This window comes from Bacillus sp. UNC41MFS5, assembly GCF_000686805.1.
Window position 1 is genome coordinate 214,984 of the sequence record NZ_JMLP01000010.1, and the last position, 14,090, is coordinate 229,073.

General features: G+C 37.4%; 14 protein-coding genes. 5 read left to right on the forward strand and 9 right to left on the reverse strand.

All coding sequences use genetic code 11. The features are described from left to right. Positions 1 to 25: 25 nt before the first annotated feature. Together BR30_RS0103890 and BR30_RS0103895 are read right to left on the reverse strand one after the other, a co-directional pair. Positions 26 to 307: a DUF6123 family protein gene (locus BR30_RS0103890; protein WP_231507620.1), complete on the reverse strand. Its 282-nt coding sequence runs from the start codon at positions 305 to 307 to the stop codon at positions 26 to 28. Between the two features lie 29 nt (positions 308 to 336). Further along, entirely contained in the window at positions 337 to 828 is a 492-nt protein-coding gene (locus BR30_RS0103895) for a divergent PAP2 family protein (protein WP_026563861.1), read from the reverse strand. An 84-nt stretch (positions 829 to 912) separates the two neighbouring features. Between BR30_RS0103895 and sspL the strand changes: the two genes are divergently transcribed. Continuing rightward, positions 913 to 1,050 carry a small, acid-soluble spore protein L gene (gene sspL, locus BR30_RS0103900; RefSeq protein ID WP_026563862.1) on the forward strand — a complete coding sequence of 46 codons (138 nt, stop codon included), beginning with the start codon at positions 913 to 915 and terminating at the stop codon, positions 1,048 to 1,050. Between the two features lie 104 nt (positions 1,051 to 1,154). Here sspL and BR30_RS0103905 read toward each other — a convergent pair whose 3' ends face one another. The 5 genes from BR30_RS0103905 to BR30_RS0103930 form a co-directional block, all read right to left on the reverse strand. Beyond that, on the reverse strand, positions 1,155 to 2,048 hold the full coding sequence (locus tag BR30_RS0103905) for a 5'-3' exonuclease (RefSeq protein ID WP_026563863.1): 894 nt from the start codon (positions 2,046 to 2,048) through the stop codon (positions 1,155 to 1,157). 69 nt (positions 2,049 to 2,117) lie between these two features. Next, a complete protein-coding gene (locus tag BR30_RS0103910; protein WP_026563864.1) occupies positions 2,118 to 2,945 on the reverse strand; it encodes a sulfurtransferase in 828 nt (275 codons plus the stop codon). A gap of 40 nt (positions 2,946 to 2,985) precedes the next feature. After that, on the reverse strand, positions 2,986 to 6,642 hold the full coding sequence (locus BR30_RS0103915; RefSeq protein WP_026563865.1) for a dynamin family protein: 3,657 nt from the start codon (positions 6,640 to 6,642) through the stop codon (positions 2,986 to 2,988). Between the two features lie 337 nt (positions 6,643 to 6,979). Further along, entirely contained in the window at positions 6,980 to 7,555 is a 576-nt protein-coding gene (locus tag BR30_RS0103925) for an isoprenylcysteine carboxyl methyltransferase family protein (RefSeq protein WP_026563866.1), read from the reverse strand. Continuing rightward, positions 7,556 to 8,644 (reverse strand): type III polyketide synthase, encoded by a 1,089-nt coding sequence (locus tag BR30_RS0103930; RefSeq protein ID WP_026563867.1) that lies wholly within the window; start codon positions 8,642 to 8,644, stop codon positions 7,556 to 7,558. 715 nt (positions 8,645 to 9,359) lie between these two features. Between BR30_RS0103930 and BR30_RS0103940 the strand changes: the two genes are divergently transcribed. From BR30_RS0103940 to BR30_RS0103950, 3 genes are read left to right on the forward strand one after another with little or no spacing between them, the layout of a single operon-like run. Continuing rightward, positions 9,360 to 9,509: a cytochrome c oxidase subunit 2A gene (locus tag BR30_RS0103940; protein ID WP_026563868.1), complete on the forward strand. Its 150-nt coding sequence runs from the start codon at positions 9,360 to 9,362 to the stop codon at positions 9,507 to 9,509. Positions 9,510 to 9,530: 21 nt separating this feature from the next. Next, the gene (locus tag BR30_RS0103945) at positions 9,531 to 10,007 is read left to right on the forward strand and encodes a cytochrome c oxidase subunit II (protein ID WP_026563869.1); all 477 of its coding nucleotides are present in this window, start codon (positions 9,531 to 9,533) and stop codon (positions 10,005 to 10,007) included. Next, positions 10,007 to 11,674 (forward strand): b(o/a)3-type cytochrome-c oxidase subunit 1, encoded by a 1,668-nt coding sequence (locus tag BR30_RS0103950; RefSeq protein WP_026563870.1) that lies wholly within the window; start codon positions 10,007 to 10,009, stop codon positions 11,672 to 11,674. Before BR30_RS0103945 ends, BR30_RS0103950 begins: the two co-directional genes overlap by 1 nt. A gap of 58 nt (positions 11,675 to 11,732) precedes the next feature. Here BR30_RS0103950 and BR30_RS0103955 read toward each other — a convergent pair whose 3' ends face one another. Together BR30_RS0103955 and BR30_RS0103960 are read right to left on the reverse strand one after the other, a co-directional pair. Next, a complete protein-coding gene (locus tag BR30_RS0103955; protein WP_026563871.1) occupies positions 11,733 to 13,235 on the reverse strand; it encodes a carboxypeptidase M32 in 1,503 nt (500 codons plus the stop codon). Between the two features lie 213 nt (positions 13,236 to 13,448). Beyond that, positions 13,449 to 13,682 carry a DUF2249 domain-containing protein gene (locus BR30_RS0103960; protein ID WP_026563872.1) on the reverse strand — a complete coding sequence of 78 codons (234 nt, stop codon included), beginning with the start codon at positions 13,680 to 13,682 and terminating at the stop codon, positions 13,449 to 13,451. Positions 13,683 to 13,798: 116 nt separating this feature from the next. Between BR30_RS0103960 and BR30_RS37250 the strand changes: the two genes are divergently transcribed. Then, positions 13,799 to 13,945, forward strand: coding sequence for a hypothetical protein (locus BR30_RS37250; protein ID WP_197032288.1), 147 nt, complete (start codon positions 13,799 to 13,801; stop codon positions 13,943 to 13,945). Positions 13,946 to 14,090: the final 145 nt, after the last annotated feature.

The window sequence follows — 14,090 nt, forward strand, 5'->3', positions numbered from 1 at the left end:
TTTAAAAAAGGGAGTTTTTTCATGTTTATATCGCTAAAAGTTCCTTTTCTTTAACAAATTGAATCGCTTCTTTTCTAGTGTTGATTTTGTTTGAAATTAAGGTTTCCAATAATGATACGTAAAAACTTCCATCAAAACTTCTTTGTGCTTTAAGAGTCATTTCAATGGCCGTATTAATCATTTCATCAGAAGCGTTTGTATAGTGTTTCCCAAAGAAAATAAACCCAATTGCATCCTCTTGGAATTGAAAACCCTTTCCTTTCAAGTGATGCAAATAATCTTCGACTGTTCCCACTGACTTTGCCATCCCTCTCCCAACAAACTCTGAACATCCCTTTAAAATCTTAACTTAAATTTCGAAAATTTTCTATTCTTTTTTGTACATAAGTGACCAATGACTCCCACCAAAGCACCTAGAATGGCTCCGCCAACAACCTCTTCCGGTTCATGACCTAACATCTCTTTTAACTTTTTTGGAGAGTCCTGTTTAAATTCAACACTTTCCTCTTTATGAATTTTTTCAATTAACTCATTCATGGAATTTACCTTTAAGGTTAATTCACCTGTTTGCCTTCTAACCCCTTGTGCATCATACATGACAATTAATCCGTAGATGAGGGAAAGGGCAAAATCAAAGGTTGGCAGGCCACGCTGCATGGCAATGTAGGTTGTTAAGGTAGAAACCCCGGCTGAATGCGAACTAGGCATCCCGCCGGTTCCAAAGAACAATTCAGGGCGCCATTCTTTCTCTTTTATAAAGTGAATCGGAATTTTCATTCCTTGTGCTAGTCCTATGCTAAAAAGCGCTAAATAAACACCTTTGTTCATCAAATCACCCCTGCTACTATTGTTCGAATTCCTGAGTTTTATTATTCCAACTGGAAATACTAAAAAAGTGGGAGGTGAACGTTTATGGGTAAAAATGGTCAAGCAAATCGCGGCGTGAAAGCACCAGGGGTTAATCCTCAGGGATATGGTCAAGATGCCGAGTTTGCCGAAGAACCGAAAAGCAAATTAGAAAATGCCGCCAAGAAAAAAAATACAAAATAAGAAGATAAACATGAAACTGACTGCCCATTTTTTGACAGCCAGTTTCAACAAATCTTGTTTATCCATAAAAAATGAGGTTGTCTCGAATGGACAACCTCATTTTTTTATGAAACAAACACTTCGTCTATTGGCAGTAGACGCTGCAATCCACGAAGTTCTAATTCCATTAACTTATTCAATGCTTTTTCTTTTTCAATTCTTAAGCCCGCCTCATCCAAGGCACAACTAACGGGAACATCACATTTTATTTCTGCAAGTATTCTCGATAAATGGAGCATTTCTAAATCCTGTTCAATTTTAGTCTTATTGGATTTAGATAAACGTTCTAAATTGGAGATTATACCCTCGATATGTTCGAACTCCTGTAGGAGCTTAAGAGCTGTCTTTTCCCCTATTCCTCTTACTCCAGGATAATTATCACTAGTATCACCCATTAGAGCTTTTAAATCGATCATTTGCCGAGGAGTAATCCCCTTCTCTTCCAAAAAAGTTTCTGGCGTATGAACCAAATAATTCCCATAACCTTTTTTCAATAAAATAACGGAAATACTATCATCAAGAAGCTGCAGCATGTCCTGATCACCCGTTAAAATCGATACATGTGCGTACTCCTTTGATTGATTGGCAATTGTTCCAATGCAATCATCAGCTTCGTATCCTGCTAATCCGATGTTGGGTATATCAAAAGAGGCAACAACCTCTTTTACTAAATCGAACTGCGGAATAAGCTCGACCGGAGCTTCCCCCCGATTCCCTTTATAATCAGAAAACAATTCAGTACGGAAGGTCTTACTTCCCATATCCCAACAAACTGCAAGATGTGTGGGCTTAAAGGAATTTACAGCCGTGAATAAATGCTTCACAAAGCCATGAATTCCATTCGTGGGTGTTCCTTTTGAATTTATCATAAATTGTCCGGTAACTGCAGTAGCGTAAAAAGCACGGAATAGCAAAGCCATTCCATCAACAAGCATCAGTGAAGGTTTTTGATTCGTCATTTTGGACCTCCTTAGTTGGGTGTTTAAAAACAACACGATTACCATTATAACATAAGTTGCTCCAAAATTTTATTCTATTTGATTATCCTCATATGAGATCCAATCACTAAAGCTTCCAATATAGAGCTTTACTTTCTCAAAACCTGCTTCTTTCAAAGCCAAGTAATTTGGGGCGGCTGTCACCCCTGAACCGCAGTATACAATCAATTCCTTAGCCGGGTCGAGATTTTCGAACCTTTGTTTCTGAATCTCGGAAGGTTTATAGCGATTCTCACTTAATCCTTCCATCCATGGCTTATTGATTGCTCCAGGAATATGGCCAGCTTTTTTATCTATTGGTTCTTCTAAACCTAAAAAGCGTTTTTCTTCCCGTGAATCGATTAAGGTTTTATAATTCAACTGTTTTTCAACTATTTCTTTTACTTCTTCCGTTGTAGCCAGCAAATCTGGCTGAACCCGAAAATGGAATTCAGTTTTTTCAAAGACAGGAATTTCCTTAGTTACAGGGTGTCCTGCATCTACCCAGCCTTTATATCCGCCATCAATCACATAGACATTTTCATGGCCAAGGTATTGCATCATCCAGCTAAAACGAGCTGCAAATGCTCCTTCCCCATGGTCATAGGCAACAATAAGTTTGTTTTCATCAATACCTGCATTCTCAAGTTTGGATATAAATTCTTCTAGCACAGGCATTGGATGCCTGCCGCCATAGGTTTGTTTCGGACTGGACAGGTCTTTTTCTAAATCAAAGAACACTGCCCCAGGAAGATGACCTTGTAAGTATTCCTGCTTGCCTTTTTCTGGTTCAGCTAATGAAAACCGGCAATCGATAATCCTGACATGGTTCTCATTTAAGCTTTTTAAAACCCATTCCTGGTCTTTAATATATTTCACTAGAGCATCCTCCTCGAATCTGATATTTCCCACTTAAAATCTAATCCGCCAATTTTGTTTGGATATCCCTTAAAAATTCAATAGAGATGCCGCCGTCTAAGGCCGAGAGATGGCTTAAATAAAAATCATTTACTTGTTCGATCATTTGTTCTAATAGGCGATTGAATTCGTTTGTGATTTCATCACTATAGTGACTACTTAATCGTTTCGCTTCTTCTGCTAAATATTCCTCTGCAGGTAAATCTAGTACTTGATTAAGTTCATCACTCATTAGTTTCTTTTCATTTTTTTCAAAGAAGGATTTTGGATTTTTAAAATAAGACATTGCTTTCGTAAATACTTGTTTATCAACATTTTTAAAGGCATTTGGAAATTCGATTGTTGCTTTATGCTCTACTTCAAATGGTGAAAAGGAGAGGTCTGGATTGATTTCTTGTAGATTCCGAATAAGACCTGATTGGAAATCAGCCAATTGTTTTTCAGAAAAGCGCTCAATACGCACAGTAGTTGCTCTCATTTCTTGAGCAAAATCAAACCCTAGACTTTCGAGAAATTCATCCAACGCACCTTGTAAAACCTTTTTTAAATTACGTCCATCATCCCTAAGGGAGCTTGGATTAAATGACTCCCTAAAGAAATCCCCGAAGCGTAAGAAGACCCGTTTCTTAATGTAATAAACCAGCTCATCTGCTTCTTGATGCAAACGGTTTTGTAAATTTCCATCTGTTTGGTTTGTAAATAAATCTTGAATCAGCGCTTGCTGGTTTCTAATATTCTCACGTTTTTTCTCTTTAACCGATTGATCTTCCCGTGAACTCTGAATCAGATTTGTGATTAAATCATGGACACGAGTTACTTCCTTTTCTGCTGAAGAGATAGCCATTTCTGTTAATTCATTGGTTATAAATTGATAAAACGCCTGTTCAAATTTATTCATTCCTGATTCAAATTTTGGATTAGGATCCGTTTTTTCCTTTAAGGCAAGTAAACTAGACACAGGATAAAGATGAGGATTCCTTATCCCATATTTGCTTAGTTGATCCTCAACATAATCAATCACGGTTTCCTTCTCTTCTTCACTCTCTGCAAGATCGATAGCATTGATAATAAAGAACATTTTATCCATTTGGAATGATTCCTTCACACGCCCAAGTTGGATTAAGAATTCACGGTCGGCTTTAGAAAAAGCATGGTTGTAATAAGTAACAAAAAAACACGCATCTGAATTTTTAATATAATCAAAGGCTACCCCAGTATGACGGGCATTGATAGAATCCGCTCCAGGTGTATCAACAAGTGTGATGCCTTTTCGCGTTAACTCACAATCATAATAGAGCTCGATCCATTCAACATAGCAGGATTTTTCTTCTTTTGCGACGAACTCGCTAAATTCAGTAACATCCGTTTCAAGAACGGTTCCTAACAAAGTCCCATATGATGCATGGCCTTTCATAAATGCCTGCAAGAAGGCATAATGGGTCTTTTCTAAAACACCGCCTTCTTGCCCTGTTTGAAGCATAATCTGATTTATTTTCTTGGATGCACCTTCTAAATCTGCAACCTGAAGTTCAAATACTTTTAAAGAACGATTAACATCTTCCAGCATGGATGAAGCATCTTTAAATTTAACAAGCACAGTGCCATGAGGATGATTTTCCGTAACTGGTTTAATTTTATTAATCGCAGCAGTGGTGGGATTTGGTGAAACAGGTAGGACCTTTTCACCCATAAGTGCATTGGCAAAGGAAGATTTGCCTGCACTGAAAGCTCCAAATAATGCGACGGTAAATCCTTTGTTTGCAAGTCTTTCTGCTTTTTCCACTAATTCTGTTGAGAGCTTTTGAAATCCTGGAATGTCTTTGATTAATGTTGAAGTCAGACTGAGACGTTCTACTGTTTTTATTACATGGTCATTCGATGAATTTACTTCCGGTTCCTTTAATATGGATTTTTCAACGATTTCAGGCTTAGAAGGAGTGGTGGCAGTTAAACGAGTGCTAGTTGTTGGCTGGGCCCTTACCACTTCAAATTCTTCTTCATCCTGTTCAAAAAGATGATAAATATCTTCTTGTAGCACAACATCCGTTGTTAATAACTTTTCCATTTTTGTTTCCATCAAGGTAATTTTCTGCTGAGATTTTTTTAATTCTGTTAATGCCTCAACATATCGATCCGTTCTTTTTAGTTCTTGTTCATACTTCCCTATTAATCTGGTCGTTCGTTCCTTTAAGGCTTTAAGAAACTCCTCTTTAAAAGTCGTGAGTTGGATTCGTGACAGTCTTTTAATTTCATTGGCCACATCTTCTGTATAATGTAATACATATTCACCAGATACTCGTGCCCCAGACTTTACTGCTTCCGTTAAAAGACTTGTCGGAACATCGATGGAATAAGACTGCGCCAATCCCTGCAGTTCCCCCTCATCAAGCCCTGTTTCTTTTAATGTACTCAGTAAAAATTCACGGACATGCCATTCGAGTTGAGCTTTCGTTTTATCAAGGATATCATGCTGGAAACGGTCTAGCCTTACCTTTTTCTCTTCTACTGTCTTTTGCTTAGAAAACAAAAATCCAATTTTAAATTCTGGCTGACATGATTCCAAATAACTTTCAGCCAATTCTCTGGTTTGAAACGGCATCAGATAGGCGTTTTTAAGGATTTGAGCAATTTGATGATCAAATTCCTTTTCTGTTCCAGCAACCCCATCTTTTAATGTCTTGAGGTTACCAACCGCTTCTTCGGCAGCATTGGACAATGTACTTCTTTCTTCTTCAGATAATTCATTTAGAATAGCAAGAATAGGTGCCATTTCCTCCTGATCTAATTTACGCCTTTGCTGGATATGATCCTGTGTAATTTTCTTCAGAGATTGAAATATGGACGGAACTAATAATTGATCCTTAGATGCCAATTTATCTGCAATAAATTCTTGAAGATCAGAAAATTCATTGAAGGGATGGGTTTCATGCTTCAATGAGGTATAAAAAATCCTTGCCGGTTTTACTCCCCATGAAGCAAACGAATCTACCACGCTGTTTTGAAATTCCAGAAAACTTAGTTCTTCATCATTGTGTTTATCAATTTGGTTTATGACTAGGTAAACTTCTTTTCCTGCTTCAGTCAATTCCTTTGTAAATAAAAAATTCAACTCTGCTTGGACATGGTTATAATCCATTACATAAAGAATCAAATCAGCAAGATGGATTGCCGATTCCGTTGCAATTCGATGGGCATCGTCAGCTGAATCAATGCCAGGTGTATCCATAATGACGGTATGATCTGGCAAACCCGTATCGCTGTGACTTATTTCGATTTCTTCAATTTGATCGCCGTCCTTACAATAATTCTTAACAAGTTCATAATCATAAGGCGCTAAATAAATGCGAGGTGTTTCATTTTTGAAGAAGACTTTGGCGTATTCTTCCCCTGCTTTTACTTTCACCAAGTTTGCACTGGTGGGAATCGGACTCGATGGAAGTAATTTTTCACCCACCAGTTGGTTAATCATCGTCGATTTTCCTGCAGAAAAATGACCGCAAAAGGCAATCAGAAACTCTCTGTTTCCTAGCTTTTTGGCTAATTGTTTAATTTTTTTGGCATGTTCAAAATCCTCTTGATTCATTAAATATTCATATATTGAAACGATTTTCGTTTTCAATATCTGGAGGGCTTCTTCTTGGTTTGCTATTTTTATCATTACTTATTCCCCTTAACAACTTTGTAATATTTTTTATTTTATACGATAATTCAAACTTTTCCTATCCTGATACTTCTTTTGCTTAAAACAAATTTTTCCCAAAAACGACAAAAAACCAAGGTTAACAACCTTGGCTCAAAAAAATAGATATTTATTTTTAATGGGTAACGTTTTTTAAAACGTGATTCATGACAAATGCATAAACAATAACCGTTCCGCCAACTAAAGCAAAAGTCATATGTAACACCTTCCTTATCAAGGTTGTTGAGAATGATTTTCATTGTTAATCAAAGTTTAACATAGGTGATAATCATTTTCAATAGTCCAATTTTAATTGTCACATTTTTTTAACAACTTTAGGGAGAAAACGATTACAATCCTGAAATATCCCTTCATATTCCGTCAGTTCCTTAAGGGCTTTTTCTTCCTCAGGAATCCGAATCATAAGGATAATGCCATTTAGGATGGTAAAGAGACACGCCGTTATATAGCAGTTAAACAATAGAGGTACCACAACTAATTCAATCGCAACCACAAAATAATTTGGATGTCTGATATAAAGGTAAGGACCTTTTTTAATCACGTTTGCATCTCGTAAAACTATTATCTTCGTGTTCCAATACCTTCCAAGTGAAATAATCACCCAAATCCTCATGATTTGCGTCACTAAGAAAACTGATAAGAGGATCGGCCAAAAATAAGAAAGTTCCCTATTCCCAAAAACTTTTTCAGCAATTAGGCAAAAGAAGAACAGTACATGCATCAACACCATAAATCGATAATGTTTTTTACCAAATTCGATGGCACCTTGGTTCTTCATCCATTTTTCATTGCGTTTTGCGATTCTAAGTTCAACCATACGTTGAAGAACAATGAAGCCACTGATGATTTCGAATACAAGAAATCCATCCATTTACCGCCACCTCATTAGATGCAGTTCTGAACTAAACCCTGGCCCAAGAGCGGTACCAAGACCATAGGCCCCTTCGGGAATTTCTTTCTCCATGAATCGCTTCAGCACAAAAAGGATTGTCGCTGAAGACATATTTCCAAACTGTTTTAGCACATCAAGTGAAACCTCTGTCATTGAGGAAGGAATTTCTAATGATTTTACATATGCATCGATTACCTTTTTTCCACCTGGATGGGCAATAAAATAGTTTATTGTTTTAAGGTCTACATGATTTTCTTCTAGAAAATCTGTTACATTCGGCTTCAACCAATTTTCAACTATGTGAGGAATATCGCGAGAAAAAACAACATAGAGCCCGTTACTCTTTATATCCCATCCCATCACATCTAACGAATCTGGCATAAGTGTTGACTGTGTTGCAATAATGAAGGGAGAAGTCTTCTTCTTCCTATAATCACAATAATTTGAATCATCACCGCAAACTAACGCACAGGCAACACCATCGGCAAATAAGGATGTACCTATGAAGTTACTTTTCGATAGATCATTGCGCTGAAAGGTTAAGCTGCAAAGCTCCACAGACAGGACAAGTACCTTTGCTTTCGGAAAAGCAAGGCAATATTCATAGGCTCTTGATAACCCTGCAGCACCACCTGCACAACCAAGTCCCCATATTGGAATCCTCTTAGTGTGAGGCAGGAAAGGGAGTAAGTTCATAATTCTGGCTTCGATGCTTGGTGTGGCAATACCGGTGGTTGAAATAAAAAAAATGGCGTCAATGTCCTGATAAGGGATATTCCTTGTTAAGAAATCAGTGTTATGTAAACACTTCACGATTGCTTCTCTTCCCAGTTCAACTGCCGACTCAATATAAGCCGTATTTTTTTCTTCAAACGTTTTATCTTCTTTAAACCAATCAACATTTTTTACAAAATGCCTTTTTTCAATTTGACCATTTTGAAACGCTCGTAAAAGTCTTTCAATGTCCTTAAAGGAATCGGAGAACAGCTCGCGAGCAAACTCCGAGGCTTGATTTTGGTCTACTTCAAATGGCGGCGTTACCTCCGCAACTGATATAATCGTTGGCATGTTTTTTCTCCTTCAAGCTATGTAAGGGTATTTTTTCCAGCCTGAAGATTATTATGCAAAATGTCAGCACATAAAAAAAGCTCCCTTTAGGGGAGAAACCAAAGTTTCTCGTTAAAGGGAGCAAACGTTTTGAAGGTTGTTGCTGTGCTCTTAAATTATATAATGGATGCTAATTTCGTTCATTAGCTAATGTTTTCCAATTTCAACTTTCTAAACAAAAAGCAAGAAATATGCTTTTCTCGATCTATTTTTTATCAGGCTGTTTTTGAACTTCAATCTTAATTTTATTTTTTACTACCGTTCCACAAATTTTACAAATTTCAACACTATCATACAAAAGACGGCATCGTTCACAATAATATTTTTCCACAAAAATCCACTCTTTTCTGGAGGAAAATATGATTTATTACTATCATATTTTCGAACTTCTAGAGTGTGACATTGATTCCAAAAAGATGTCTTTTATAGTTTGTGAAGGATTATTCAATTACTTATATCACAGAGGAAGTGTGATAGTTCACATTTTATTCACAAATACCCCTGGGTGATTGTGATATAAATCACTGTTACATCAATTTTATAATATTAACATAGTAGATACCTAAGGAATGAACAATTTGTGAACTATGAAATTTGTTATTTTTTCATCACAATTGTTTTGTATTATGAAAGAGAACTAATCATTTATTTTATTACTCTGAAGGGAGTGCGGGGGATGGCGAAGGCGGAACTTAAAACAACCAATAAAACAGAAATTGAAGACAGCTCTTCTCTTAAAGGGACATTAGCGTCCGTTTTCTTATTAGGAGCTTTTATTGTTGTCACTTGGGTAAGTGTCTATTACTTATTTGTTGAACGTTTTTAATGATTGAAGGGGGAAGAGATTATGCATATGCATAAATTCGAAAAAATTTGGCTTACTTTTGGAATTGGCGCTTTGGTTGTTTTCTTAACAACTGTAGGTGTAAGCGCGTTCTATCTTGGCAACAAGCCGCCAAGCTGTTTAACGACGATTAACGTAGATAAGGTCGATCAAACGAAACCATTTGATAAACCAGGATTACATAAGGTTGAAGGGAAAGATTGGGATTATGAGTTAGTCTATGTTGCTTCGGCTTTCTCCTATAATCCAGTAAAAGTGGAAGTACCACTTGGAGCAAAAGTAAAAGTTATTGCTACAACCAAAGACGTCGTCCACGGTTTTGAGGTGGCTGGAACAAATATCAACATGATGCTAGAGCCTGGCTATGTCAGCGAATATACAACAACATTTGATAAGGCCGGCGAATATTTGATTGTTTGTAACGAATATTGTGGTGCTGGACACCATCTAATGAGTTCGATGATTGAGGTGAAAAAATAATGGCCAACTCCATAACAACGAAAGTAAAAGTAGACCCGCGTGATGCAAAGCTTTCAATGGCGCATTTTTTTGTCGCCTTCTCTGCCCTTGCACTTGGAGGTTTAATGGGGCTATTACAAACCCTTGTCCGTTCCGGAAAATGGGAGCTGCCATGGGGCATTGATTATTACCAAATTTTAACTGTCCATGGTGTGCTAATGGGCTTGGTTTTAACAACGTTTTTTATTATGGGATTTCAATATGCTGCCGTAAGTAGAACCACTGGCGGTCATTCAATTGCTGCCCGTCGAACAGGCTGGATCGGTTTTTGGATTATGTTAGTAGGTACCTTAATGGCAGCAACCATGGTTTTACTAAAAGAAGCTTCAGTACTTTACACTTTTTATGCACCACTTAAAGCACATTGGATTTTTTACTTAGGTTTAACGTTTGTAGTAATTGGAAGCTGGATTGATGGTTCTGCTCAAATCATGACATATGCAAAATGGCGGAAAAACAACCCAGGTCAGCCAAGCCCATTATTGAGTTTTATGGCTGTAATTAATACTGTCATGTGGATTATTGCTACATTAGGTGTTGCAGCAACGGTATTGTTCCAATTACTCCCTTGGTCACTTGGATTAGTGGATACAGTTGATGTATTAGTAAGCAGGACTTTATTTTGGTATTTTGGTCACCCACTTGTTTATTTCTGGTTGTTACCTGCATACATGTGCTGGTATGCGATTATCCCAAAAATTATCGGCGGGAAAATTTTCTCCGATTCATTGGCACGCTTGTCATTTATTTTGTTCCTGCTCTTCTCGATTCCGGTTGGTTTTCACCACCAATTAACAGAGCCAGGGATTGACCCTGCTTGGAAGTTCTTACAGGTTATCTTAACATTCATGGTTATTATTCCATCGTTAATGACTGCATTCTCGTTATTCGCTACATTTGAAAGATATGGTCGCTCAAAAGGAGCAACAGGCCTTTTTGGCTGGATTAAAGTTCTGCCGTGGGGCGATGCCAGATTTACCGTTCCATTTATCGGTATGGCTTCATTTATTCCTGCGGGTGCTGGTGGTATCATTAACGCTTCCAACCAAATGGACCAAGTGGTGCATAATACCATTTGGGTAACAGGTCACTTCCATTTAACGGCTGCTACATCTGTTGTATTAACCTTCTTTGGAATTTCTTATTGGCTGGTTCCACATTTAACTGGCCGGAAATTAACAAAGGCTATGAATAAATTAGGTATCATCCAAGCTTGGGTATGGTTCATTGGAATGGCCTTCATGTCGGGTGCCATGCACTTCCAAGGCCTGCTTGGCGGACCAAGACGTTCTGCTTTCTCTACTTACGGCGGAGCCAAACAAGCAGCTGAATGGATTCCTTATCAAATTGCACAAGCAGTGGGTGGAACGATTTTATTCCTAGGAATTATTCTTGTGATTATCATTTTCATCAATCTTGCATTCTTTGCTCCTAAAGGGGAAGAAGAATTCCCTGTAGCGGTTGCTGAGAATCTTGAAGAAAAAGCACCAATGGTATTTGAAAACTGGAAATTATGGTTAGGAATTGCCACAGCCCTAATTCTTTTCGCTTACACTATTCCATTTATCGATATTATTCAAAATGCCCCTCCAGGCTCAAAAGGATTCCAGACCTGGAGTAAGTGGTAAGATATCAAGTAAACAGGCTTCAATCATTTCGATTGAAGCCTGTTTTGTGTTTTTCTCTTTAGTTTAATCTATATACCTTTCCAAACTTCTCATATAGATAATCAATTAAATATTTGGGATTTAACCCCTCTCCGGTAACATCCTGTAAGATTTCAAGCGGCTTTTTCATTTTACCGTATCGATGGATATTAGCTGTCAGCCATTCTTTGATTGGAATAAGGTTCCCCTCTTCGACTAATTGATTAAAATTCGGAAGGTCTTCGACCATTTTCTGCTTAAATTGTGCTGCATACATATACCCTAAGGCATAGGAAGGAAAGTACCCAAAGCTGCCTCCCGCCCAGTGGACATCCTGCAGCACACCCAATGCATCGGTTTCCGGACGAATGCCTAAATATTCTTCGTATTTATCATTCCAAATCGTTGGTAAGTCCTTCACAGCAATTTCATCATTAAATAACCCTTTTTCAATTTCATAACGGATGATCACATGGAGCGGATATGTTAGTTCGTCCGCTTCAATTCTGATGAATGATGGTTTAGATTCATTAATAGCACGATAAAAATCTTCAATTTCCACCTGATCAAATTGTCCAGTTGCATAGTCCTTTAGCAGTTGGTAATTATTTTTCCAAAATGAAAAGCTTCTTCCCAGGATATTCTCATAAAAAAGGGACTGCGACTCATGAATCCCCATAGAGGTTCCCGTGCAAAGCGGTGTACCAATTAAGTATTTGGAAATATTCTGTTCATATAAAGCATGACCGCCTTCATGAATCGTCCCAAAAACGGCGGTACGGAAGTCGTTTTCATTATAATTCGTGGTCACACGTACATCACCAGGGTTTAATCCTGTTGCAAAAGGATGAATTGTTTCATCCAGACGGCCTGCTTTAAAATTATAACCCATTTTCTCGAGAATTTTTAAACTCAGTTCACGTTGGTTTTCCTTAGGAAATTTTTTAAATAGAAAGTCAGTTTTAGGTTTGTGTGACGACTCTGAAATTTGTTTGACTAAAGGCACAATTTTCGCCCTCAGTTCACCAAATACTTGGTCTAGTACATTCATCGTCATGCCTGGCTCATACATATCTAATAACACGTCGTATTTATTTTGTTCATGTCCCCAATAGCCAACGAATTTCTTAGTCATAGCAACCAGTTTTTCTAAGTAAGGACTGAACAGGGAAAAGTCTGATTGTTCTTTCGCTTCCTCCCAAACACTTTCAGCCTTAGATTGGAGAATGACAAACTCTTTATACTCTTCAGCGGGGATTCTTTTATTTCTCTCATATTCTTTTTTGCATTCGTCAAGAATTTTTCTAGTTCTTTCGGACAATGACTGTTTTCCTAAATTTGCTATGTATGCTGCCATTTCCTCAGAGGTTGACATTTTAAATACTTCGGAAGAAAGCATTCCAATCACTTCAGACCGTTGCTCCACTCCTTGTTTCGGAGCCCCTGTTCTTAAATCCCAATATATTAATCCTAAAGCTTCATTATATGCTGACATTTTTTTCACGTATTCCAAAAACTCTTTTTCTAGTAGTACCTTATTCATTCTAAATCCCCCTTTAGATTCCCATTTAAATTTTAACATATTATTCAGAAAAATAGGTAAACGGCTGTTTCTATGCGAATAAAAAAACAACAGAAAGAAATTCTGTTGTAAAATAGAAATATAGGGAAAGAGAGTGAATCTTGGAAAATAAATAAATCGAAAAATTAGCGATGATTAAGTAAGCCAAGATTAGTTGAATTAATTTAAATGAAATTACTTTTTAGCAATAGCGACTCTCCATGTGTCAGGACCTTCTTCAAGGTACTCCCAAGAAAATTGATCTGTTCTTTCCATCATGAATTGATATAACAATGGTCTTGGATCATGATCATTGACAATCATCATAGTTTCACCTGATGCTAGTTCGTCAAAGCCGTTAAAAATGGTAGGATGTTTCTCGCGTGGCGGGAAGTCTGGTACATTGATAACTTTTGCGTAGGTTTGCATTATTATCACTCCTATTAATATGTTAACTTCTCTTATATTATATTGAATCCGGTTTGAAAACTTAGTGAGAGGTATCACACCATAAACATGATTTTGCTTATACGGGGGGGATGACTATGAAGGAACTCATTGGAAAGTGCACATGCTGTAGTAAAGAAATCTATTGTTTGGACGGCTTCTTTAACGGAATCCATACAGAAGAGAAAGAAATCTATTGTTTTGAGTGTTTTGAGAAAAAGAGCAAAGAAAATCCGCAAAGCTGACCTTTGCGGATTTTTTTACAGTATAGGAAATTATAAAATAATTAATTGTGGAAAAATAGAAATAGTTCTCTGAATCCAGCTCCAGCGCCCAGCGGCTAGTGTACTTCGCTCTCCGCCCTACGATAAGTCAACATCGAATCGCTGT